We start from the raw sequence: 23077 nt of genomic DNA, 5'->3' as shown, positions 1-23077 counted from the left end.
CCTTGATCAGTCTGCGCGAGGCTGACTGTTCTGTTCGGCTGGCAAAGTGGTGTCGGCACTGATCGCGACATGGGCACCGTTATCGAGTTTGAGCTGACCACCGCTGACCACTTGCTCGCCCGCCTTGATCCCTTTGCTGATGATCACCAGCCCGTCGCGGCGCTCGCCGGTTTCCACGAAACGCCGCTCCACGGCTAGCTGCGCTTCACCCTTGGCGTCTTTTTCCGGCTCACCTTTGTCGTTTTTCTTCGGCACCACGACATAAACCGAGTTGCCATAGAGCGTGTAGGTAATCGCGCTTTCCGGCAGCACGATTTGCGTCTTCGGCCCAGGCAGCAAGACGTGCAGATCAGCGAACATGCCAGGCAGCAATTTACTCTCGGGATTCGGCAGCGTGGCGCGTACCAACAGGTTACGAGTGGTTTCGTCGACCTTGGGGTTGATCGCGCTGAGCGTCGCTTCGAAACTCTGCTTGGGGTAAGCCGCGACGTTGACCAGTGCTTTCTGGCCAACGGCCAGATTGGGCAGCGCCTGTTCCGGCACATAGAAATCGAGATAAAGGCTGCTCAAGTCCTGCAAGGTGGCGATGACCGTGCCGCTGGCCAGATAGTCACCGACGTCGACCTGACGAATGCCGATGGTGCCGCTGAATGGCGCGAGAATGCGCTTCTTCGCCAGGGATGCATTCAACTGCGCAACGGTGGCACTGGCCTTTTTCAGCTGCGCCACAAGCTTGTCGAAGTCGCCTCGGGAAATCGCCTGATCGCCTACCAGTTTGCTGCCACGACCCTGTTCCACCTGGGCCAGGCCAAGGTCGGCTTCAGCCGTGCCGAGCAGGGCTTTTTCCACATCGCTGTCCAGTTGCAGCAACGGCTGGCCGACGCGAACTGTTTGCCCGGAGTCAAACATCAAGGCCTTGACCGTACCGGCGATTTCCAGGCTCAGGTCGACGCCCTGCAAGGCCTTGAGCGTGCCGATGGCCGGCAGACGGCTCTGCCAGGCACGTTCGCTGGCCGTCGCCACGGACACACTGATCGGCGGTTTCGGCGCGCTGAACTGTTGGATTTGTTGATAGACAGAAAAAGCCTTGTAGCCCGCCAGCAGTAACACCACGAGCAGCACCACACCCAGCATGATCAACATACGGCGACGCAGCATATTCACTTCCTTGCAAATACAGGTGAATCAGGCGAGCACGTTAATCCTTGCGGCTCATGAGGTGCCCGATAAAAATGTCACGCAATATTACTTCAAACCCGGACCTTTGCTCGGGTTATGTCATGGGCTTGGATTCGAGTCTCGGCATCAAACCAGATGCAGATGGTTGTCCCAAAAACCCGTTGGCAAATCCAGTGGCTTGGCCAGCAGTTCGGTCTGGCGGCAGTCGTAGAAACGGCAGCGGCCCTGGCCCGAGGTGACCACGAAACCATCGGCAACTGCGCCGACGCCGGCGCAATCGGGCAGTGGCGCGTCAAGGCGAACCGCGCCGCTGTCCAGATCCCAGATAAAGAAGCGGTTGCCCCGTGGAGCGGTGAGCGCCACCAGACGCAGGTCGCTGTGTACCGCGACGCTGGCGGTGTAGTGGCCCATCGCAGCGAGTTGTTGCTCAGCCACGGGAAACGCCTGGAATGGCTGGCCGGGGCGCTTGATCGCCAACAGCTCGGCGCTCTCGTGCGCATCGCCCATGAATTGCTGGCCAGCGACAATGGTGCCATCGCTGGCGATGCCCATGTGACGGACGCTGTTCATGGATTGCCTGAGGGTTTCCTTGCTCAGCAGGGTGCCGTCGCGCTGCATCAGCACCAGACTGGGCTGCATGGCGTTGAGGTTCATCTCGACCCGGCTTTCGGCCTCGGTGCGTATACCGCCGTTGGCGACCACCAGCGTTTCGCCATCGGGCATCCATGACACCTGATGCGGACCGACGCCATGGGTAGGAATTTCCCCAAAATGCACGAGGCGCTGACCTTCGAAACGGTACACGCCCAACAGGCCGCGACCCGGATCGGTGGTGTCATTTTCGGTGGCGTACAGCCATTCGCCGCTGCTGTGAATCACTGCATGGCCATAAAAATGTCGATTGGGCTGCGACGTAATCGTCTGTAGCAATCGACCATCGCGCAGGTCGATCAGGTAGCTTTCGGTACCGGGACGACGGGCCACGAACAACGCCAGATTCAGCGTCGGGTGATTGATGATGTCGTGGCAGCGCTGGCCCACCTTTGTCGCGAAGACTTGTTTGCCATCCAGCTGATAACCCACGGCGTAATGCTGCCCATCGGCATCGTCACGAGCTGACAGCAACAGCGGATCCTTGCCTTTTTGGCGAAACAGCGTCCAGCCGCCCAAGGTGCAAGCACTGAGCAGCAGACTTCCAAGGGCCAGAGCCTGGCGTCGCAACATCATCAAAATCCTCTCGTTCAATCGCCGTCGTTGGCGTTGAAGCCCAGTTGAATACCCAGCGCCTTGGCCAGCTCGCCTTCGTGCAAGCGATGAACCACGTTGAGGCTGTCGTAGAACGCGTTGAGCTGCTGACGGCCTTCTTCACTGGCCAGCAGATCGGCCAGCGGCGGCTTCAGTGCAGTCAGCAGTTTACGACTGGCAGCGTAGGCAGCGTCGATCTTGTCGGCCAGTGGTTTCTGCTCGGCGGGCAACAGACCGCGCAGACCGTGATTGTCAACGCCGGCCCATACCGTTTCAGCGCTGATCAGGCTGGCTTCCAGGCTGCTGAGTGACGACTTGCTGCGCCATGCATCCGCCTGAAAAGGTTGCGGCAAACCTTTGGTCTGGCGACCCAGCGGCGTACCAAGTTTTTTCTTCAGGCTGTCCAGGGCGGTGACTTGAACCCGCAGCAATTCGGCGATGGCTTCGTGGGAATCGGCATAGCGCTGGTTGGGGAATTTGCTCAGCTGGGCAAGCATGCCGTCGTTGCTGTTCCAGCGACTGAGGATTTCTTCCGCCAGGGTTTTCTGACGCTCGCCAATCGCCATCAACAGCGGGCAATAACGCGCTTTCTGTTCGGCGTTGGCCATGTCGATTTCGGCGTCGAACAGAATGTATTCGTAGGCCGACAGGCCTTGCACCACAACGCTGGATTTGGACAGGGCTTCGGCGCTGATTTGCGGCTGGGCGGTCACCAGTTGCTCGACCTGACGGCCGACCAGGTTTTTCTTGTCCGGCCAGAACTGCACCTGCCACGAGCGATTGCCCTCGGCCAGCGGACCGATCAGCAAGGGCTGCAATTCGGCCCAGGTCTTCTGCGCGTGCAGGAAGTCGGCGCGAGCGGTGGCCAGATCGGTCTTGCCCTGACAGAAGGCGAGGGCGCTGACCGCCAGTTGCCGGTCAGCATCTACCCAGCGACTGTAAGTCGGCAGGATCACTTGCTTGGCGATGGACGCCGAAGTGACAGCCTGTGGATCGGCCGGTGCGCAGGCACCCAAAGCAAGAGCGGCAAGGCTGGTGAAGAGCAACTTGGGACGGAACATGTCCGGCTCCTTATTTTTAAATGAAAGAAGTCATAACGAATTCAGGAATGCCAGCAGCGCGGCGCGTTGCTCGGCATCGAATGCCAATACTTGTCGTTGTGCCGCCTGGGCTTCGCCGCCGTGCCAGAGCACCGCCTCGAGCAGATTTCGGGCGCGGCCATCATGCAGAAACTGGGTGTGCCCGCTGACTGTTTGCGTCAGACCAATCCCCCATAACGGTGGGGTTCGCCACTCGCGGCTTGTAGCCTGAAACTCGGTGCGATTGTCAGCCAGTTCTTCGCCCATGTCGTGCAGCAGCAAATCGCTGTAGGGACGGATGACCTGATCAGCCTGCTCCGGCTCGGCGGCATCATGCGCGGTCTTGAACTGCGGCGTGTGGCATTGCTGGCAGCCAGCTTTATAGAACAGATTCTTGCCAGCCAACACCTGCGGATTTTCAACGTCTCGGCGGGCGGGCACGGCCAGATTTCGCGTGTAGAACAGCACCAGTCGCAAAATGTTGTCGCTGACCTCGGGCTCGCCATCCGGACCATTGCCGGTGGGCGCCGCAAGGCAGTCAGTTTGCGCGGGCGTGCAGTCATCAAACATTCTCAGGCTGGTGGTCAGGCCCATATCACCAGAGAACGCGTGAATGTTTTGTTGATTGATGTTGGGCTGACCGGCTTTCCAGCCGAACTTGCCCAGTGCGACTTGCTGCGCGGTGTCATCCCAGACCCAGTTTGGACGCCCGGAAATACCATCGCCGTCTGCATCGTCCGGGTCGGCATTGGCCAGAATTGCCGCATCGGGAATCGCCTCCAGCAGCCCGAGACCGATCATCGGCGGGGCAATACGCGCCGATGCGCGTGTTTCAGGGTGCATCGGGCCATATCCCAACTGAGTGATGCTCAAGGTCGGTTTGCGCAGCTCGACCTGCGTACCGTCCCGGAAATGCACCGGCAGCGGCTCATACTCGACGCGCACACGGCCTTCCGGCGCAACGCCGGGAATCGACATATCCTGCAACTGCCCGCCATAAGTCGGCTCGGGCAAAATGCCAGCGGTTTTGATCAGGTCTGCATGAGCCGGATCGTCGGCAATCGACAGGCGTACCAGCATCGACACAGCATTGCTGTCGCCGTTTTCGGGCGGATGGCCGCGACCGTCCTTGATGTGGCAATTCTGGCAGGCGTTGGTATTGAACAATGGCCCCAGACCGTCGCGAGCCGTGGTGGTCGAAGGTGCAATCACCCATGGGCTGCGAAAGAAGCTGTTGCCGACACTGAAATCCAGCCGCCGCACAGGCGAAAGGTTGGCCGAAGGCAGCGAAAACGCGTTGCGATCCGTCTTGTTCACCGTCGCCGCCCCACCCGCCAACGCTTCACCCGGCTCGGCCTGGGTAAAACGCGGGGCGTCATCGCACCCACTCAACGCCACGGCGACGAGCAGAGCAAGGATCGGACGAAGCGACGTAATCATAAACATCCTGCAACCAGCCCAAAATCGGGGCGTGCAAGCTTAACAGCCTCGTCCTTTTCGAATAAGAGGGATTATCGTTTACCTTGACCTGTCGCAACGTGTTGTTACGAATTTGCCCGCTTCGGGATTTCAACTCGCTGGACATCCATGGAGGATTTGTTCAGCTCGCGGAAGTGCTCAAACACACTCTTACCCTGCCGCAAACTCTTGCGCACCGCTTTGCTCTGCTCGATCAGTTCAGCACTGGGCTTCTGCCATTGCTCGGGCGGTAGAGGTTTGGACCAGTCCAGGACGCGTTTTGGGAAGCTGGTTTTCGGCAGGCGCTCGACCCAGGCAGCGATGTAGCAGGGCAGGGTCCAGCCGCTGCAGAACTGGATAAGGATGAAACCAAACAGATAGGTCAGGTACCAATGATTTTCCCGATAAGCCTGACGGCACAGGTGAAAATAGGCGACGGTGCCTTCTTCATATTCCTCGCTCATCGGCGGCGGCAGGGCGCTTAACCCTTCTTCCATGTAACTGCGAATGGCCTCCCATTCGCTGACCGCCAGCATGAGCGATGCCGTAGGCACGGTGATCCACACTACATCGCCACTTGCCGAGTCCCGCAGGCCGATCATCAGCGAGAAACCGTTGTGGCTGCCGTATTGCGTAACAACCTTGCCGCTGCTGACGCAGGCGATGACTTCTTCCCAAGGTACAAAGCGTGGCGGCTGGCCGCGTTTGGCGACATAGGCGACTTCGCGGCGTTGGCGGTTGAAGCGGATTGGGGGGTATTTTGTGTACTGGCTGGTTGAGTGAATGAAAAGGACGCCATTGACCGAGAATAAAAGCGCGATAAACGCCCAAAGGATCCAGTTAGGTAGTACTAAGGTTAGGACAATGTCAAAGATGGGATCCCCATATTCAATATATTCCCAAATGCCTAATCCGATGCCGATACATAGGAAAAGCAGGATGAAAAATGTCGTTATGCCGATCCAGCTGCGAACGCCAAATTCTATTGATGCTGAACTTAAAGAAAAATCAAGATATGTCGCGTTAGTCTCTCTATGCAAATTACGAGAGCTAAATTTCTTCACTCCTGTGGGTACAGGTTGAGGCGCAAGATAAAAAAGCTCGGTGCCTTTATCTTTTTCCAAATCGCCTGCTTGCGGCAAATGTCCATACTTACTGGATGTCATTAAGTATTTCCTCCGTAATGTAGATTTCTTTCAGCTGTTTGATGGGAGGTGGGGACGTTGCCGCTGCGGTAATAGGCCTAAGGGCTAAGGTGTCGAGCGACAGAGGAATGCGATAATTCAGATAATTTGTATCCATCTTCAGATAATTGACGGCTATAGCAGGTTTCACGGCCAATCGAAGATGTAATAGGGCCTGCAAGCCATGCCATTGTTCTGGTATTTTCAACGCGAGGGTCAGTGGTGCATCGGAAATAATTGTTGTCTGGGAGGCCAGTGCTTCACCGGCGTCCCACTCATCAGGAGATTTTTGCAGTAACGCGCTCCAACGTAGTGAGGTTGCGCTGAAAGTGGAGAGTGTTAATCCCGGTAAAATCAAATGAAGGGTGCGCACAGGTTCGCCATCCGCCTCGCGCCTCTGCAGCCCTTTATCTGTAATCTGCGGTAGCAGCGTCGCTTCAGCAAGCTTCTGAGAGTGTTCGCCCCAATTCCAGCCTTTCGGTGCAACGCCCCAGCAGCAACTTAAGATCCAGCGCTGCTGATCGTCGATGTTCATATAGTTAAATAGTGCCTCTCCCCCTAATTGCAGGGCTGTGAAAACGAGCCCCAAAGGAGTCAGGCGGATGGAGAATTGCAGGAATCTTGAGCCTCGTGTTGCCCACGCTTTGGCCAGCACATCTTTTCTCTCATTTGGAAGTGCTTTTAAATAATCTCGGCGCAGCCCCCATGCTTCAAATAATGATCTCCCGGTTGTGCCAGTACTAATGGCTGTTGTTCCGATATCTCCAGTAAGCCCAGCTAGAGCTCCAATTTTTTCACCAGCCGTACCGGTAATAAACGCATTACTCCACTTATTCCAATTATCCGATGTCGCACCTACTGCGCCAATCATGGCTGCTGGTGAGATTATTAAACCTAACCCTAGGCCCAGTTTTCCGAGTCTGGCGGCGAAGAGTTTGCCGGCTTGTCCTTTACTATTGTCACTGACAGCTTGAAGAGCCTTGTCGACCATAGCGATGTGTATAGTCTGGTAGACCGCTAATGTAGAGGAAACTACTCCAGTGATGGCTCCTGTGAATATGACGAACGTTTTAAGCGTCCGATTGCCTTTGGTGTTGTGCCAAGTATCAATAGCCTCCCCCAAATTCCCAACCTGCAACCCAACCGCCAACAACGGGATCCACCCGCTCTTAAACCCTGCCTTCCAGGCCCCTTCCGTTGCATAACCACCAGAGAGCCCGGCCCGGAATCGACGGGTTTCCTCATACAACGCACTCGATTGTTCCTGCGTGAGATTCAGTCGCACACCGATATAGCCGGTGTGGAATTTGCTGTTGGGGGAGATGCCGTCCTCCAGATCCCGGACTACTGCCGAACGCTGGTTTCGGGTTTGCAGGAGTTCTTCGTTGATGCGCTGTTTCTCGACCGCTGCCTGATAGCGTTGGTCTTCGCTGCGCATGCGACTTCGGGCGAGTTTGTCGTAGAGCTTGCGGTCGGTCTTGAGGTTTTCTTCGTGTTCGAGCAATGCGTTGAGGCGGGTGAAGTTGTCCTTGAATTTCTGCACATCGGCTTCGCTGGCGATGCTCAGCGTGGCGCCTTGCTGTTGCAGGGCGACCAGCGTTCCCAGGCGTTGGGCGCGGTTGGTGTACTGCTGGAACTTCTGTAGATGCTGGCTTAGCTCCGGAGTATCGAGTTTGGCCTGCATCTCGGCCAGCCATTGCTCCATGCGCAGGGCGATGGCCGGGATGTAGGTGGCGCTGACTGCCTGATGCAGGGAATGGGCCTCGCCTTCCAGGTGCAGGCTGCGCGTCCAGTGATTGCCCATGATCCGCTCGATCTCGGATATTCGGGCCTGGGCACCCGTCATATCGCCGGAGAAACCACGCGTATCGTTCAACAGCTTGATCAGCTCGCCGGATTTCTTGCGCAGGAACTCCAGATCAAGCTGTCCGTAGAACACCGGCAGCGCATAGAACGGGTACTCATGAAAGTACTCGCTCATTTTCTCCAGCGCTGCATCGGTGCGACACAGATCGCGGATGCAGTTGTGTTCCATCGCCAGCGCGTGGTTTTGCTGCTGGGGATCAAGCGGATCGAAATACCAGGCGCTGCGGTGGAATTCGCCTTGGGTAAACAGATGAAGTCGGTCGTCGGTGATGGCGTCCAGGCGCTCGCTCCAGCGCTTGAGGTGCAGGCGCTCGCGTTTCAGATAGCGCTGCATTTCCTCATGGCGAACCAGATCGAAGATACCTCGCGAACCCAGGCCGACGCCTTCCAGCGTGCCTTTGCTGCTGTCCTGCAGCGCATCGATTTCGTCTTTGAGGTCGGCATGCAGAGGGTCGCCCAGTTCATCGACCATTTGCGCGTGTTTGGCATCCATCTCGCGTTTGGCGATGACCGTTTCCGGGCGTTCGCGAAGCTCGGCACCCCGCCTCGCGGAGTAGCGGCCGTCTTCGCCCGCAGTAACGGCAAGCCCCTTGCTGTGCTCCCAGCGCCACTGATTACGGGCGTTGATGTAGTCGTAAATGGTGGTGCGCTGGGCAGGCGTGGTTTTGCTGAAAAAGTCTGAATTGTTTGCCGTTTTCGGGGCGTTCTGCTCGCCAATGGTCATCAGTGTGTCGATGTAGCTGCCCACCACGTAGCGCATTTCGTTGTTATGTTGCTGGGTCCACTGCTCGATCCAGTCAACGACGGTGTCCTGTTCCTCAGCAAGATCACGCATGATCCCGATACTGTCTTCCAGGACCAGATACAAATGATTGAACTGGTACTGCGCGTTCAGTGAGTCCTTGAGCTGGCCAATGTGCGCTTCACGAAACAGCGCTTGATGTTCCCAGACGTAATCCTGACTTTCCTCGGGATGAGCGTCGGGCGTCAGGCAGTGTTCGGCGGGCGGTTCGGCCAGTTCGGCGAGGAATTGGATGATCTGATTTTCGACCCGCAGATGCTTGCCGCCTTTTTCGCAGTCGGCAGCGACCAGATCCACGCGTTGCATGAAGTAGAGGCGATCAGGCTTGCTGCCAATTACCTTTGAGCATTTGGCGGCGGTCCATTGCAGTTCCGAGTAAGCCACATGCAAAACGCTGTTGCGGGCAAAAACCAGCGTCGCTTCGCCTACTGAGTGGCTGCGTACATCCCGGCCAACGTCGGCGCCTTGCCAGAGGAGTTTTACCGGAACGCCATTCTCCATCCGGTACTCGTGCAGATAACCGCTGGCCTCATCGATGACATACAAGTAGCCATCGCGAATCAGGCGCAGGCCGATGGGACGCTGCAAATGTTTGTAAGGTGTTGCCGCAACATCACTGACCAGCCGCTCGACGCGCCCGTAGCGCACGGGCAGCAACTGGATTTTTTTACCCATGAGCGGGCAAGTACCGAGGCTGTCACGGGCGTCTTTGTGGCCACCGCTTCGGGCTTCCCAATAAGCCCGGTCTTTGTCCGGCAAGCGTTTGTCTGTCATGGCCGAGCTCCTGATGAATGCGTGTCTCGCTCAAGGGCCAGCAGGTTGGCCTTTTGCACGCGCTGGGAGGGTGTCAGCGCTGAGGATGTGTTGAGCAGGGCGGTGATGTCGGGATGCGCAGCGGTTGGCTGACCGTCGAGAAATTCCATGACATTGGCGTAGTGCAGGATGTCGCTCTCACTGTGGAAACCCTGTTCATAGGCGGTGCTGGCCATTGCATGGAAGTAGGTGAAGCGTTCCCTGGGGTTGAGCCGAGCCTGAAAATCCGGGAAGTGTCGGGCCATGTGCTGGTCGAGCTTGACGACCGTGTTGCGGAAGTTGACTTCATTCAGCGCGTCGATTTGCGCAGCATTCAGGCGATAGAGGGCTTTGTGATCAGCAATTGCCGGTTTACCCAGGCATTGATGGTGGCGCCAGGCCTTGGCGTATGGGTCGACGGCGTAAACGTGCTCCATAGGGCCGAACAAGGCGTTCTCGGTTTGCCGCGGATAAAGCTCGAACAGGGCATTGGCAACGGGCGGGTCGGAGAGGTTGAGCAGTGTCGGTTTGCCGACCGGTTCATCGACCGTGACCAGCCAGCGCAGGTGATCGACGATGCATTGCGGTTCGGCGCTGCTGAAGAGCAGCAGCCCCCAGATGTGTTCCGCGTTGTGCAAGAAAGCTTGCAGCACCGGGTCATGGGGCCCTTCAAGGACGACCAGCACCGGCGAGACGTCCAGCAGTTGTTTAAAGCGTGTGCCGAGAAACAGCGGATGGCACTGGATGCCCGGATTCCACTGATACAGCCGGGGCAGGAGATTGCCGGTTCGTACGGCATTGAGCAGCAGGTAGCCGTCTTGCGACCAGGGCAGGTCATTGGGGCCGGATCGGAGCTCGGTCATCGAGGGGCGCCTTGCACGGGGCATGGGGGAAACGCGAATACTCAATGGCGATGCGGATGGCTTCAATACGGCAAAGCGTGTTTCGGAAAGGCCTTACAGCAGTTGCAGATGGTTCGCTGCTCCAAGGTAATTAACAGGAAATCCACGCATAAAAAAATGCCAGTCAGCAAGCCGACTGGCATTTTTTGATTCATCCGTTTGAAGCGTTCAACCTCGAACGCTCAAACAGCGCAAATCAGAACTCGTGATCGGCGTTGTCCGGGTTCAGGTCGGTGATGCCCAGTTTGCCAGCAGCCTGTTCGATAGCGCCGGTCTGCTTGACCAGTGAAGCGATGGCGTCGCGCACAACCTGATTGCCTTCGGTGTTGCCGGCGGCGATCAGTTGGTCGAAGTGCTCGCCCTTGTTGGCGTGATCAACGATGGCTTGCAGTTTCGCTTGAGTGGCGTCCAGGTCGGCGCGCAGGGTGGCGTCGGTGGCCGGGTCGGCTTTCGCTACCAGCGACGACAGGCTAGGGCCGCTGATTTTGGTGCCGTCTACGCGGGTGTATTCGCCCAGGTAAACGTTGCGGATGCCTTTGCCGTTGTAGAAGTGCGAGTTGTGGGTGTTGTCGCTGAAGCAGTCATGCTCGTCTTCGCTGGAGTTGGCTTCCAGTGCCACTTTCATGCGCTCGCCGGCCAGTTCGCCCAGAGACAGGCTGCCCATGCCGAACAGCATTTTGCGCAGGCCGCTTTCGCCGGACTCTGCTTCCAGGGTGGCGCGATAGTTGTCGGCAACACCGGCTTTCCAGTTGTTGGACATTTCGGTCAGGTCGCTGACCAAAAGCTCGGTAACGGCTTTGAGGTAAGCGCGACGACGGTCGTTGTGGCCACCGGTGCTGCCAGCGCCTTCGATGTAATCGGACGCAGGACGCTCGCCGGCACCCGGACCGTTCCCGTGCAGATCCTGGCCCCAGAGCAGGAATTCGATGGCGTGGTAGCCCGTGGCTACGTTGGCTTCGGAACCGCCCAGCTCATTGAGGCTGGCGAGTTTTTCAGCGGTGATGTCCTTGACGTCTACCTTGTCTTCGCCCACTTGCACTTCGGTGTTGGCGATGATGTTGGCGGTGGCGCCCGGGTTGCCCAGTGCGTGCTGGTAATCCTTGGCGACGTAATCGATCAGGCCTTCGTCCAGGGGCCATGCATTAACCTGTCCTTCCCAGTCGTCGATGATGGTGTTGCCGAAGCGGAAAACTTCGGTCTGCATGTAAGGCACGCGCGCGGCAACCCAGGCGTCGCGGGCAGTCTTGAGGGTTTTGTCATTTGGCGCAGCGAGGAAGTCGTTGACGGCCGTTCGCAGGGTTTTTGCAGTGGATTCAGCGTCGCTGAATGCGGCATAAACCATATTGGCGTAGTTGGCGACCACGGCTTTGGCAGCGGCGTCGGTAGATTGTGCAGGAGCGGCAGGCGCAGTGGTGGCCGCTGCCGGTGCAGGCGCCGCAGCCGGCGCGGGAGCTGCCGGAGTAGCAGCAGGGGCTGGCGCGGCAGCTTTATCCTTGCCTTCGCCACAACCGGCGAGGGAGATAGCGATGGCCAGCAGACTAGCGGTTGCCAAAGGCATACGAATCATGACGAAATCCTGCGTCTAGAGGGTTTAAGGCGCCCGGCGCCCAAAAAAAGCTGCGACATAATGCGAAAGATTTGCATTCGATGTAAAGGCAAATTGCCCGTTTCGGGAAATGTGGTCGATGGGAGCTGTAACAAGGGGTTTCAGGCTGGAGGGGATAAGGCGTACAGGATGTATGGGAACGAATTCATTCGCGAAGAATTTCTGCAGGCGCCGATGATATATCGACTGGTTTGGCCCCTTCCCGGATAAATCCGGTCCCACAAGACTCGCGCCGTCAAATGACTCACACGGCAACGCCCTACGATACCTCGACATTGCTGCGTTGCGACTGTTTCAGATAGGCCAGCAGTTCGCGGGCGGGCAGCGGTTTGCTGTACAGATAGCCCTGACCTTCGTGGCAACCTTCGGAAATGATGTACGCCTCTTGAGCGACAGTTTCCACCCCTTCGGCGATGACCTGCATGCCCAGGCTTTTACCCAACTGGATAATGGCGCGCACGATGGTGGCGTCATCGTCGTCGTCGATAAGGTCCTGCACGAAGCTCTTGTCGATCTTGATCTTGTCCAGCGGCAGGCTTTTCAGATAGCTGAGGGACGAATAACCGGTACCGAAGTCGTCGATGGCAATCAATGCCCCCGAGCGACGCAGGCTCAGCAGGTGCTGGGCGGCGGTACTGATGTCTTCCATCAGGCCGGTTTCGGTGACTTCCAGTTCCAGACTGCGTGGCGGTAAACGATAGATCTGCAGCAGATTGTTGACCACCCGGGGCAACTCGGAGTGGTGCAGTTGCACGGTGGACAGATTGACTGCCATGCGCAGGTCGGTGAAGCCCTGATCATGCCATTCGCGCAACTGGCGACAGGCTTGATCCAGAACCCATTCGCCAATGGCGATGATCGTCCCGTTCTGCTCGGCCAGCGGAATGAACAGGTCGGGCGGCACCAGACCGTGCTCCGGGTGTTGCCAACGGATCAGTGCTTCGACGCCGACCACACGGTGGTCGCGGTAGCTGATCTGCGGTTGGTAAACCAGATACAACTGATCACGGGGCAACGCTTCGCGCAGGTCTTTTTCCAGCTCCCGGCGACGGCGCATTTCGCTGTCGACACTGGCGATATAGAACTGATAGCGGTTGCGTGAGCGTGACTTGGCCAGGGTCATGGTCTGTTCGGCTTTTTGCAGCAGCTTCTCGGTGCTGTCGCCATCTTCCGGGAACAGCGTGATGCCGATGGTTGCGCGCAGGCGGATTTCCTGGTCATCCAGGGCAAACGGCGCCTCCAGGTCATCGAGGATGTTCTGCGCCAGCTCGGCGGCTTCGTAAGGTTGTTCGATGTCGGCCTGGACGAGGGCGAACTGGTCGCCACCCAGTCGAGCCAGCGCCCCAAGCCGCCCGCTGTGGCTGCGCAGTCGGTCAGCCAGCGCCAGCAGCAATTGGTCGCCGGTTTGATAGCTGAATTGTTCGTTGATGCCTTTGAAGTCGTCCAGGCCGACACAGATGACCGCGACCCGTCGCTGCAGACGGCCCGCGTCTACCAGGATCTTGTCCAGTTGTTGCTGCAATTGCTGGCGGTTGGGCAGTCCGGTGAGAAAGTCGTATTGAGCCATGCGCAGCAAGCTGTTTTCGGCTTCGTGGCGCAGGTGTGTATTGCGCTCAATGGAGGCCAGCAGCTGGTTGGCGGTGTTGACCCAGATGCCCAGTTCGTTTTTCTCGTGCCCTTTAAGGAGGGGCAGCTGATTTTCACTGGGGCGATCGGGGTTGATGCTGGTCAGGTGTTCGATGATTTTCGACAGCGGCTTGGTCAGCAGCCAGTGATAAACCAGATACAGCACCAGGCCCATGGTCAGCGCGCGCAGGACGCCGGAAATGAAGATGATCACCGAGTTGACGATGAAACCGTCGCCATAGGTCGCGGTATCAAGGGTGATGCGCAGATCGCCGTAATACTCGCTATACGGGCTTCGACCCACCAGTTGGGTGGTGAAGCTGCGTTCCTGGCCGAGAATCAGGTCGGTGAGCCAGCGCGTGGGCGAGGCCTTGAGCGGGCGCTCTTTTTCGGCCAGCAGGGTTTCGTTGGGATGGCCGATAGACGCCATGCGCACGGCATTATCCTGAAACAGGCCTTCGATGACCTGCATGCCCATTTCACGGTCCAGGCTATAGACCGCCTGGGTCGAAGGGTCGCGGAACATCCCCAGGATACGCTCGGCGTCGTTGGCGACGGCCTGACTGGTCTTGTACGCGTCATAAACGATCTGCGCACAGCTAAGCACGACGCCCACGATCAGCGCCGATAGCAGGACCACGCGCAGCAGTTTTACCGACAGGCTGTTTTTGAGTTCCAGCTTCAAATGGTCATTCCTTAATCCGTGCCGGGAGCGTGAACCCTTGCTAACCATCAAAAACACAGCCGACGAGCCCTGACGCTAGCATCATCCGCAGATGATGCGGTGCCACTTCCTGCTTCCGTGCGGCGACTCGACTTGCCGGGCAGGTCGAGCCATTCCCTGTGTCGGACGAAAACCTTTGAAACTTGAGCGGAGCTTCGAAGAACCCAAGGAAATGATATTAGTCCGCTATCGCTTTCTGACAATACATAACTATGTGTTACAGGCGAAAAAAAACCCGGCAATGCCGGGTTTTTTTCATCTGGAGCTGAAATCAGGCTTTAAACGGCCCGTTTTCAAACTGCTCAGCCACGAAACTCCAGTTGACCAGGTTCCAGAACGCTTCTACGTATTTCGGACGCAGGTTGCGGTAGTCGATGTAGTAGGCGTGTTCCCAAACGTCGCAGGTCAGCAGCGGAGTGTCGCCGCTGGTGAGCGGGTTGCCGGCGCCGATGGTGCTGGCCAGAGCCAGGGAGCCGTCAGCTTTCTTGACCAGCCAGCCCCAACCGGAACCGAAGGTGCCGATGGACGTTTTGCTGAACTCTTCCTTGAACTTGTCGAACGAACCGAACGCAGCATTGATTGCGTCAGCCAGTGCGCCAGTAGGTTCGCCGCCAGCGTTAGGCGCCAGGCAGTTCCAGTAAAAGGTGTGGTTCCAGACCTGGGCGGCGTTGTTGAAGATGCCACCCGAAGACGTCTTGATGATTTCTTCCAGGGTCTTGCCTTCGAACTCGGTGCCAGGCACCAGGTTGTTCAGGTTCACGACATAGGTGTTGTGGTGCTTGTCGTGGTGATATTCCAGTGTCTCTGCGGAAATGTGCGGCACCAGAGCATCTTTGGCGTAGGGCAGCGGCGGCAATTCAAAAGCCATGGTTTATCTCCTAATCAGGTCAGTTGCGGTGAGCGCAAGGCCGATCACGGGCGGCCAGACAGAACATACGCCGGGGAGTTTGTACTCTTTGCGGCGCAGGGTCTGGATCATAGCACCGGGTCCGTGCCTTAACCACGCAACAACTGTGTGGGATAGAGGTTCCAGAGGCTTTGCGTTGATCGCCCGATAAAATCGTCGGTGCCTCACACAGCCCTGATCAGCTGTGCCGCGACACTGAACATCATCACCGCCACCAGCAGGTCCAGCACCCGCCATGTGGCTGGTCGGGCCAGCCAGGGCGCGAGCCACGCAGCGCCGATTGCCAGGGTACTGAACCACAACAGCGAAGCGCTGGCGGCACCGACCACATACGCGCCGGGCACACTTTGCTGCGCGCCGAGGGAGCCGATGAGCAGGACCGTGTCGAGATAGACATGGGGATTGAGCAACGTTACCGCCAGCGCACTCAACAACACAGCTCGCCGTGAGCGCAGGCCGACCACTTCGTTTTGTTGCAGGCTTTGCCGTGAGCAGGCGCGTCGCAATGCCAGGGCGCCGTAGCAGAGCAGGAACAGCACGCCGCCCCAGCGCGCGACGGCCAGCACGGTCGGATTATGCGCCAGCACATTGGCCAGCCCGAAGACTCCCGCCGCAACCAGCAACGCATCGCAGGCAATGCACAGCATGGCAACGGGCAGGTGATGTTCCCGGCGCAGGCTTTGCGCCAGGACAAATGCATTTTGGGTACCGATGGCCATGATCAAGCCGGCGGCGACCAGCAAGCCATTCAAATAGCTTTGCCACATGGAACACGCTCTGAGGTCAGGTTTGTGTGGCGATTCTGCGGTTCGACGCTGTATAAGGAAAACCAATAATACTGATCGCTCATTAGGAAAACTGATGTTCGACTACAAATTGCTGTCGGCCCTCGCTGCGGTCATCGAGCAGGCGGGCTTTGAGCGGGCGGCGCAGGTGTTGAACCTGTCGCAGTCCGCAGTCTCACAGCGCATCAAACTGCTGGAGGCGCGCATTGGTCAGCCGGTGCTGATCCGCGCGACGCCGCCACGTCCGACGGAAATCGGCCGGCGCCTGCTCAACCATGTACAGCAGGTGCGTCTGCTTGAGCGGGATTTGCAAAGCCAGGTTCCGGCGCTGGATGAAGAAGGGATGCCCGAGCGACTGCGTATTGCGATTAATGCCGACAGTCTGGCGACATGGTGGGCCTCGGCGGTGGGGGATTTTTGTGCCGAACACCGTCTGTTGCTGGATCTGGTGGTGGAGGATCAGGACGTCGGCCTCAAGCGCATGCGAGCCGGAGAAGTGGCGGCGTGTATCTGCGGCAGCGAACGCCCGGTGGCCGGAGCCCGCAGCCAGGTGCTGGGCGCCATGCGCTATCGTGCACTGGCCAGCCCGGAGTTTATCGCTCGGCATTTTCCCGCAGGCGTCACACCGGCCGGGTTGGCGCGGGCACCGGCGCTGGTATTCGGCCCCGACGATTTTTTGCAGCACCGTTACCTGGCATCGCTTGGGGTCGAGGGCGGATTCGAGCATCATTTATGCCCATCGTCCGAAGGCTTTATTCGCATGACCGAAGTCGGCATGGGCTGGGGACTGGTGCCCGAGTTGCAGGTCCGCGAGCAGCTGCAACGTGGCGCACTGGTTGAACTGGTGGCGGACAAGCCGGTCGATGTGCCGCTGTATTGGCATCACTGGCGCAACGGTGGACAACTGTTGACGAAGTTGACCGGGCATCTGGCGCAACAGGCCGGGCAATGGCTGGTGCCGCTTGGGACTGATTGAGCGTCAGTGCGCAGTGAACAGCGCACTTGTGGGAGCAAGCTTGCTTGCGAAGGCACTGTCTCAAGGGCGTGTTTTCGCGAGCAAGCTCGCTCCCACAGCAAGCTCACTGCACAGGTAAATCGTTCATGAACCTTGTCACACGAAATTCGACGGAGCGGTAAATGAAGATTCTGATCACCGGCGCGAGCGGCTTCATTGGCGGGCGTTTTGCGCGTTTCGCCCTGGAGCAAGGGTTTGACGTACGGGTCAATGGTCGTCGCGCCGAAGGTGTCGAACACCTGGTAAGGCGTGGCGCGGAGTTTGTTCAGGGTGATTTGATCGATGCGCAACTGGTGCGCGAGCTGTGCCGGGACGTCGACGCGGTGGTGCATTGCGCCGGGGCGGTGGGCGTCTGGGGCCGCAAGCAGGATTTCGTCCAGGGCAATGTGCAAGTCACGGAAAACGTAGTTGAAGCCTGTTTGAAGCAGCGCGTGCGCCGCCTGGTGCATTTGTCGTCGCCTTCGATTTATTTCGATGGCCGCTCGCATCTGGGTATCAAGGAAGAACAGGTGCCCAAGCGCTTCAACAATCATTACGCGGCGACCAAGTACCTGGCCGAGCAAAAGGTCTTCGGCGCAGAAGAGTTCGGCCTTGAAGTTATCGCCTTGCGGCCGCGATTCGTGACCGGCGCCGGCGACAACAGTATTTTCCCGAGGCTGCTGAACATGCAGCGTAAAAACCGCTTGTCGATTATTGGCAACGGGCTGAATGTCGTTGACTTCACCAGCATGCAAAACCTCAATCAGGCCATGCTCAGCAGCCTGCTGGCGAACGGCTCAGCCTTGGGCAAGGCCTACAACATCAGCAACGGAACGCCGGTTCCAGTGTGGGATGCGGTGAATTACGTGATGCGCCGGATGCAATTGCCGCAGGTAACACGTTATCGTTCCTGCGGCCTGGCTTACGCCGCAGCTGCTATAAATGAGGGCGCATGCCTGCTTTGGCCCGGACGACCTGAACCCACGCTGTCGCGGGTGGCGATGCAGGCCATGAGCAAGGATTTCACCCTTGATATCAGTCGGGCCCGGCATTATCTGGACTATCAGCCGCAAGTCAGCCTTTGGGCAGCGCTGGACGAATTCTGCGACTGGTGGAAAGCGCAACAAAACATGTGAGCGCCGTAGTTGCGAATTGCAACGGTTATACTCCCCCGACTTTCAGGCTTAAAAAGCGGATTCATACAGGGTTCCTCATGCGTAACGATCCTTACGACGACGTCGATGACGTCCCGAACCTCAGCGCCAAGGACGATGATGACGACTTCGCGCCAACCACCCCCGGCGGGCGCAAACGAACCACGGTTTATTCCCGTGATACACCGGTGGTCAAGGTCAAGGCGCCGAGCACGGGTCCATTGTGGGCTCTGGTTGGCGCGCTGTTCATCGCCTTTTGCGGGTTGGGCTGGTGGAGTTTTCAACAGATTTCCCTGATGGAGCAGCAACTGGTTGCGACTCAGGAAAGCTTCGCGCGGATCAGCGAAGAAGCGGCAGGGCGCCTGCAGGATATTTCCGGCAAAGTGGTCGCTACCGAGTCTGTGGCGGTCGACGGCGTTGCGATCAAGCAGCGGATCAAGCTGCTTGAAGATCAACTGTCCGATCAGGACAAGCAGCAGGAAGGTGTAACGGGTCAGCAATCCGCATTGGAAAAGCGTCTGGAACAGATGACTGCACAGACCGCCCAGCAACAGAGCGCCAATGCTCAGCTGGCAGAACAACTCAAGGCCGTGACCACCGAGCTTGCTTCACTTAAGGCCGCGATACCTGACTCGAAAGCCACTCTGGGCGATCAGGAAAAAATCGACGCTCAGCTCAAGAGCCTGAACGCTGACGTGGCTGCGCTGAAGAAACAAGGCAATCCAGCGGCCGCCATCGAGCGCCTGGAACAGGACCTGATCGTGCTCAAGAGCGAACAGGAAAATCGTCCGGCTCCTTCAGTTGCTGGCAATACGGCCGAGTTCGACAGTTTCCGCGCGCAAGTCACCCGCAACATCAATACCCTGACGGCGCAGATTCAGACCTTGTCGCAGCAGTTGAATGCACGCAGGTAGTCAACGTATTTGATCCGTTGGAGGTTCGCCCGCGAATAGGTCTGTTGCGATCCTGTAGGACCGGATTCATCCGGGAAGACGTCGGTGCATTCAGCGAGAGAGTCAGAGCCTGTCCCGGTGTCCTCGCGAATGAATTCGCGCCTACAACCTCGAAATTGACGCGATCTGTAGGACCGGATTCATCCGGGAGGGCGTCGTAGCAGTCGGCGAGAGAGTCAGAGCCTGTCCCGGCGTCCTCGCGAATGAATTCGCGCCTACAATCTCGAAATTGACGCGATCTGTAGGACCGGCTTCAGCCGGGAGGGCGTCGGTGCAGTCGGCGAGAGAGTCAGAGCTTGTCCCGGCCTTCTCGCGGCTTAAGCCGCTCCTACGATTGCGAAATCGGCTCAATCTGTAGGACCGGATTCATCCGGGAGGGCGTCGGTGCAGTCGGCGAGAGAGTCAGAGCCTGTCCCGGCCTTCTCGCGGCTGAAGCCGCTCCTACGATTGCGAAATCGGCTCAATCTGTAGGACCGGATTCATCCGGGAGGGCGTCGGTGCATTCAGCGAGAGAGTCAGAGCCTGTCCCGGCCTCCTCGCGAATGAATTCGCGCCTACAATCTCGAAATTGACGCGATCTGTAGGACCGGATTCATCCGGGAAGACGTCGGGGCAGTCGGCTAGAGAGTCAGAGCCTGTCCCGGCCTTCTCGCGAATGAATTCGCTCCTGCAACCGCGAAATTGACGCGATCTGTAGGACCGGATTCATCCGGGAAGACGTCGGGGCAGTCGGCTAGAGAGTCAGAGCCTGTCCCGGCCTTCTCGCGAATGAATTCGCTCCTGCAACCGCGAAATTGACGCGATCTGTAGGACCGGATTTATCCGGGAGGGCGTCGGTGCAGTCAGCGAGAGGGTCAGAACCTGTCCCGGCCTTCTCGCGGCTGAAGCCGCTCCTACGATTGCGAAATCGGCTCAATCTGTAGGACCGGATTCATCCGGGAGGGCGTCGGTGCAGTCGGCGAGAGAGTCAGAGCCTGTCCCGGCCTTCTCGCGAATGAATTCGCGCCTACGATTTCGAAGTCGGCGCGGATGGCAGCTTTGAGTATAAGGACGGCAACTACGTCGGTATGCGGTCTGAATAATAACTAACGACAGTTACATCGTTGATAAAAGCAAAAAAAACCGGGCTATTAGATAAGCCCGGTTTTTATTCAACGCGTCAATCAATCACCGTCACAGCGCCGGATAGTCGATATAGCCCACTGGCCCTTTGGCGTAGAAGGTTTCCGGGTGCGGGGCGTTCAGCTCTGCATCCAGCTTCAGGCGCGCCGGCAAGTCCGGGTTGGCGATGAAGGGCACACCGAAGGCGACGGCATCTGCCGAGCCGTTGGCCAGCCAGGCGTTGGCGGTTTCCTTGGTGAATTTTTCGTTGGCGATGTACGCGCCGCCGAAGGCTTTTTTCAGCTGTGGACCAATGCTGTCGCCTGCTTCACGTTCGCGGGCACAGATAAAGGCGATGCCGCGTTTACCCATCTCGGTTGCCACGTAGTTGAAGGTTTCGCTCAGGTTGGCGTCGCCCATGTCGTGCAAGTCAGCGCGCGGCGAAAGGTGCAGGCCGACACGACCGGCGCCCCAGATTTCGATGGCCGCATCGACCACTTCAATCATCAGTCGCGCACGGTTTTCCACGGAGCCGCCATATTGGTCGGTACGCTGGTTGGTGCTGGTTTGCAGGAACTGATCGAGCAGGTAGCCGTTGGCGCCGTGAATTTCCACACCGTCAAAACCGGCGGCCTTGGCGTTTTCCGCACCGACCCGGTAGGCGTCTACGACGTCGGCTATTTCTTCCAGTTCAAGGGCGCGCGGTGTCACGTAATCCGCCAATGGGCGAACCAGGCTGACATGGCCTTCAGGTTTGACGGCGCTTGGCGCGACCGGGGCTTCGTCGTTGAGGTACGAAGGATGGGAAATCCGCCCTACGTGCCACAGTTGCAGCACGATCTTGCCGCCAGCGCCGTGCACGGCCTTGGTGATGTTGCTCCAGCCGCGAACCTGATCGTTGGACCAGATGCCCGGAGTGTCCGGATAACCGACGCCCATTGGCGTGATCGAAGTCGCTTCGCTGATGATCAGGCCGGCCGAAGCACGCTGAACGTAGTATTCGGCCATCATCGCGTTAGGCACACGGCCTTCGTCGGCGCGGCAGCGGGTCAGCGGTGCCATGATGATGCGGTTGGACAGTTGCAGCTCGCCCAGGGTGATCGGGTCAAAGATAGTCGTCATGGTGCAAACCTCTTGAATGATCAAATGATTAGTTGGTAGCTGGAGCCAGATCGGGATTGGCGGTCTGGCGGAAAGTAATCAGGGTGACGATCAGCGCCAGCACGGCCAGCAAAGCGGCGGCCAATGGCACGCTGGTCAGGCCAAGGCCGTGGGCGATGACACTGCCGCCGATCCACGCGCCCAGGGCGTTGCCGACGTTGAAGGCGCCGATGTTCAGGGTCGAGACCAGATTCGGTGCCGCCTTGCCGTAGGTCACCACGTTGATCTGCAGGGCAGGCACGGCGGCGAATGCGGCAGTGGCCCAGAGGAACAGGGTGATTTCGGTAGGGATCACCGCCACGCTGGTCCAGCTCAGCACAGTCGAGATCACGGCCATGGCAATGAACACGCCGATCAGGGTCGCGGCCAGGCGCTTGTCAGCCAGCTTTCCGCCGATGACATTGCCGACAGTCAGGCCCAGGCCGATCAGTAACAGGGTCCAGGTCACGCCTTTTGGCGAGATGCCGGTGACTTCGCCCAGCAGCGGCGCGATGTAGGTGAACAAAGTGAACATCGAGGCGGAGAACAGCGCCGTCATGCTCAGCGACAGCCAGATGCCAGCGCCTTTCAGGGCACCAAGCTCGGCGCGCATGTCGAGTTTTTCTTCGTCGCGTTTGGTCGGCAAGTAACGGATCAGGCCGATCAGCGCGATCACGCCGATGACGGTCACGGCCCAGAATGTCGAGCGCCAGCCTGAGTATTGACCCAATGCCGTGCCCAACGGAACGCCCAGCACGTTGGCCAGGGTCAAGCCGGTGAACATCAGCGCCACAGCAGAAGCGCGACGATTGGCCGGAACCAGCCCCGCAGCCACCACCGAACCGATACCGAAGAACGCACCGTGGCACAACGCCGTGATCACCCGGGCAAACATCAGCACGTTGTAGTCGCTGGCAATCGCGCAGAGCAGGTTGCCGATGATGAAGATGCCCATCAGCGTGACCAGTGCAGCCTTGCGCGGCAGTTTGGCGGTGGCCATGGCCATGAACGGCGCGCCAATCGCCACGCCCAGCGCATAACCGGTCACCAGCCAGCCGGCACCGGGGATCGAAACGCCCAGATCACTCGCCACATCAGGCAGCAAGCCCATGATGACGAACTCGGTGGTGCCGATGGCAAAGGCGCTCAAGGCCAGAATTAATAGTGAAAGAGGCACGAGGCGTCTCCTGATTGAATAGTGTTGGGGCGGCGGGTCAGGACGGCTTTTTCAGTTCCAGCAGCAGCGCGTCGACGAAGGCCTGGATGACCTCTTCGTTGCGTCTGAAGAAGTGCCATTGGCCAACTTTCTTGCTGCTGATCAGGCCGGCGCGTTGCAGCGTCGCCAGGTGGGCAGAAATCGTGGATTGCGAAAGGCCCGCACGTTGGTCGATCTGACCGGCGCAGACACCGTTCTCCGTGGAGTGCTCCTGATCGGGAAAGCAGGTGAGGGGATCTTTGAGCCACACCAGGATTTCACGGCGAACAGGGTGAGCCAGGGCTTTTATTATTTCGTCGAGGTCGATAGGCATTTCGTTCTCAATATGGGTATAGCGCTATATCGCGATGGAGCGAACTTTATA

The 23077-nt window shown here is 58.4% G+C and carries 17 protein-coding genes; 3 read left to right on the top strand and 14 right to left on the bottom strand.

From position 1 onward, the window contains the following. Window positions 1-6: 6 nt before the first annotated feature. From AABC73_RS23605 to AABC73_RS23555, 11 genes are all read right to left on the bottom strand, one after another. Window positions 7-1158, bottom strand: a complete 1152-nt coding sequence (locus AABC73_RS23605) for an efflux RND transporter periplasmic adaptor subunit (RefSeq protein WP_331151532.1) — start codon at window positions 1156-1158, stop codon at window positions 7-9. 147 nt (window positions 1159-1305) lie between these two features. Further along, on the bottom strand, window positions 1306-2403 hold the full coding sequence (locus AABC73_RS23600; RefSeq protein WP_341524317.1) for a DUF1513 domain-containing protein: 1098 nt from the start codon (window positions 2401-2403) through the stop codon (window positions 1306-1308). Between the two features lie 17 nt (window positions 2404-2420). Next, complete coding sequence (locus AABC73_RS23595) at window positions 2421-3485, bottom strand: imelysin family protein (protein ID WP_341521200.1); 1065 nt, start codon at window positions 3483-3485, stop codon at window positions 2421-2423. 30 nt (window positions 3486-3515) lie between these two features. Next, window positions 3516-4943 carry a di-heme oxidoredictase family protein gene (locus tag AABC73_RS23590; protein WP_341521199.1) on the bottom strand — a complete coding sequence of 476 codons (1428 nt, stop codon included), beginning with the start codon at window positions 4941-4943 and terminating at the stop codon, window positions 3516-3518. Window positions 4944-5047: 104 nt separating this feature from the next. Continuing rightward, complete coding sequence (locus AABC73_RS23585) at window positions 5048-6127, bottom strand: hypothetical protein (RefSeq protein ID WP_341521198.1); 1080 nt, start codon at window positions 6125-6127, stop codon at window positions 5048-5050. Then, window positions 6114-9587 (bottom strand): toxin VasX, encoded by a 3474-nt coding sequence (locus AABC73_RS23580; RefSeq protein WP_341521197.1) that lies wholly within the window; start codon window positions 9585-9587, stop codon window positions 6114-6116. The genes AABC73_RS23585 and AABC73_RS23580 overlap by 14 nt, the downstream gene beginning before the upstream one ends. Continuing rightward, the gene (locus tag AABC73_RS23575) at window positions 9584-10468 is read right to left on the bottom strand and encodes a DUF4123 domain-containing protein (RefSeq protein ID WP_341521196.1); all 885 of its coding nucleotides are present in this window, start codon (window positions 10466-10468) and stop codon (window positions 9584-9586) included. Before AABC73_RS23575 ends, AABC73_RS23580 begins: the two co-directional genes overlap by 4 nt. 235 nt (window positions 10469-10703) lie before the next feature. After that, window positions 10704-12074 carry an imelysin family protein gene (locus AABC73_RS23570; protein ID WP_341521195.1) on the bottom strand — a complete coding sequence of 457 codons (1371 nt, stop codon included), beginning with the start codon at window positions 12072-12074 and terminating at the stop codon, window positions 10704-10706. A 298-nt stretch (window positions 12075-12372) separates the two neighbouring features. Next, the gene (locus AABC73_RS23565) at window positions 12373-14424 is read right to left on the bottom strand and encodes an EAL domain-containing protein (RefSeq protein ID WP_341521194.1); all 2052 of its coding nucleotides are present in this window, start codon (window positions 14422-14424) and stop codon (window positions 12373-12375) included. A 310-nt stretch (window positions 14425-14734) separates the two neighbouring features. Then, on the bottom strand, window positions 14735-15331 hold the full coding sequence (gene sodB, locus AABC73_RS23560; RefSeq protein ID WP_341521193.1) for a superoxide dismutase [Fe]: 597 nt from the start codon (window positions 15329-15331) through the stop codon (window positions 14735-14737). Window positions 15332-15534: 203 nt separating this feature from the next. Next, a complete protein-coding gene (locus AABC73_RS23555) occupies window positions 15535-16137 on the bottom strand; it encodes a LysE/ArgO family amino acid transporter (RefSeq protein WP_341521192.1) in 603 nt (200 codons plus the stop codon). Between the two features lie 94 nt (window positions 16138-16231). Here AABC73_RS23555 and AABC73_RS23550 point away from each other — a divergent pair, with 94 nt between their 5' ends. From AABC73_RS23550 to AABC73_RS23540, 3 genes are all read left to right on the top strand, one after another. Next, a complete protein-coding gene (locus AABC73_RS23550; protein WP_341521191.1) occupies window positions 16232-17131 on the top strand; it encodes a LysR family transcriptional regulator ArgP in 900 nt (299 codons plus the stop codon). Window positions 17132-17292: 161 nt separating this feature from the next. After that, the gene (locus tag AABC73_RS23545) at window positions 17293-18285 is read left to right on the top strand and encodes an NAD(P)-dependent oxidoreductase (RefSeq protein WP_341521190.1); all 993 of its coding nucleotides are present in this window, start codon (window positions 17293-17295) and stop codon (window positions 18283-18285) included. Window positions 18286-18362: 77 nt separating this feature from the next. Continuing rightward, window positions 18363-19217, top strand: a complete 855-nt coding sequence (locus tag AABC73_RS23540) for an ATPase (RefSeq protein WP_341521189.1) — start codon at window positions 18363-18365, stop codon at window positions 19215-19217. Window positions 19218-20429: 1212 nt separating this feature from the next. On the opposite strand, the gene AABC73_RS23535 is transcribed toward AABC73_RS23540, so the two are convergent. From AABC73_RS23535 to AABC73_RS23525, 3 genes are read right to left on the bottom strand one after another with little or no spacing between them, the layout of a single operon-like run. Continuing rightward, window positions 20430-21479: an alkene reductase gene (locus AABC73_RS23535; protein ID WP_341521188.1), complete on the bottom strand. Its 1050-nt coding sequence runs from the start codon at window positions 21477-21479 to the stop codon at window positions 20430-20432. Between the two features lie 28 nt (window positions 21480-21507). After that, complete coding sequence (locus tag AABC73_RS23530) at window positions 21508-22674, bottom strand: MFS transporter (RefSeq protein ID WP_341521187.1); 1167 nt, start codon at window positions 22672-22674, stop codon at window positions 21508-21510. Window positions 22675-22711: 37 nt separating this feature from the next. Further along, on the bottom strand, window positions 22712-23026 hold the full coding sequence (locus tag AABC73_RS23525) for a helix-turn-helix transcriptional regulator (protein ID WP_341521186.1): 315 nt from the start codon (window positions 23024-23026) through the stop codon (window positions 22712-22714). Between the last annotated feature and the right edge of the window lie 51 nt (window positions 23027-23077).

This window comes from Pseudomonas sp. G.S.17 (assembly GCF_038096165.1).
GTDB lineage: Bacteria > Pseudomonadota > Gammaproteobacteria > Pseudomonadales > Pseudomonadaceae > Aquipseudomonas.
Note: the sequence above shows the minus strand (reverse complement) of the source record. Positions and strands in the feature narration are given on the sequence as shown.

Bases quoted from the DNA above. Each gene is read 5' to 3' on its own strand.
- AABC73_RS23595 (WP_341521200.1), bottom strand. From the start codon at position 3,485: ATGTTCCGTCCCAAGTTGCTCTTCACCAGCCTTGCCGCTCTTGCTTTG.
- AABC73_RS23585 (WP_341521198.1), bottom strand. From the start codon at position 6,127: ATGACATCCAGTAAGTATGGACATTTGCCGCAAGCAGGCGATTTGGAA.
- AABC73_RS23525 (WP_341521186.1), bottom strand. From the start codon at position 23,026: ATGCCTATCGACCTCGACGAAATAATAAAAGCCCTGGCTCACCCTGTT.
- AABC73_RS23580 (WP_341521197.1), bottom strand. From the start codon at position 9,587: ATGACAGACAAACGCTTGCCGGACAAAGACCGGGCTTATTGGGAAGCC.
- AABC73_RS23545 (WP_341521190.1), top strand. From the start codon at position 17,293: ATGAAGATTCTGATCACCGGCGCGAGCGGCTTCATTGGCGGGCGTTTT.
- AABC73_RS23590 (WP_341521199.1), bottom strand. From the start codon at position 4,943: ATGATTACGTCGCTTCGTCCGATCCTTGCTCTGCTCGTCGCCGTGGCG.
- AABC73_RS23540 (WP_341521189.1), top strand. From the start codon at position 18,363: ATGCGTAACGATCCTTACGACGACGTCGATGACGTCCCGAACCTCAGC.
- AABC73_RS23600 (WP_341524317.1), bottom strand. From the start codon at position 2,403: ATGTTGCGACGCCAGGCTCTGGCCCTTGGAAGTCTGCTGCTCAGTGCT.
- sodB (WP_341521193.1), bottom strand. From the start codon at position 15,331: ATGGCTTTTGAATTGCCGCCGCTGCCCTACGCCAAAGATGCTCTGGTG.
- AABC73_RS23570 (WP_341521195.1), bottom strand. From the start codon at position 12,074: ATGATTCGTATGCCTTTGGCAACCGCTAGTCTGCTGGCCATCGCTATC.
- AABC73_RS23605 (WP_331151532.1), bottom strand. From the start codon at position 1,158: ATGCTGCGTCGCCGTATGTTGATCATGCTGGGTGTGGTGCTGCTCGTG.
- AABC73_RS23550 (WP_341521191.1), top strand. From the start codon at position 16,232: ATGTTCGACTACAAATTGCTGTCGGCCCTCGCTGCGGTCATCGAGCAG.
- AABC73_RS23575 (WP_341521196.1), bottom strand. From the start codon at position 10,468: ATGACCGAGCTCCGATCCGGCCCCAATGACCTGCCCTGGTCGCAAGAC.
- AABC73_RS23535 (WP_341521188.1), bottom strand. From the start codon at position 21,479: ATGACGACTATCTTTGACCCGATCACCCTGGGCGAGCTGCAACTGTCC.
- AABC73_RS23555 (WP_341521192.1), bottom strand. From the start codon at position 16,137: ATGTGGCAAAGCTATTTGAATGGCTTGCTGGTCGCCGCCGGCTTGATC.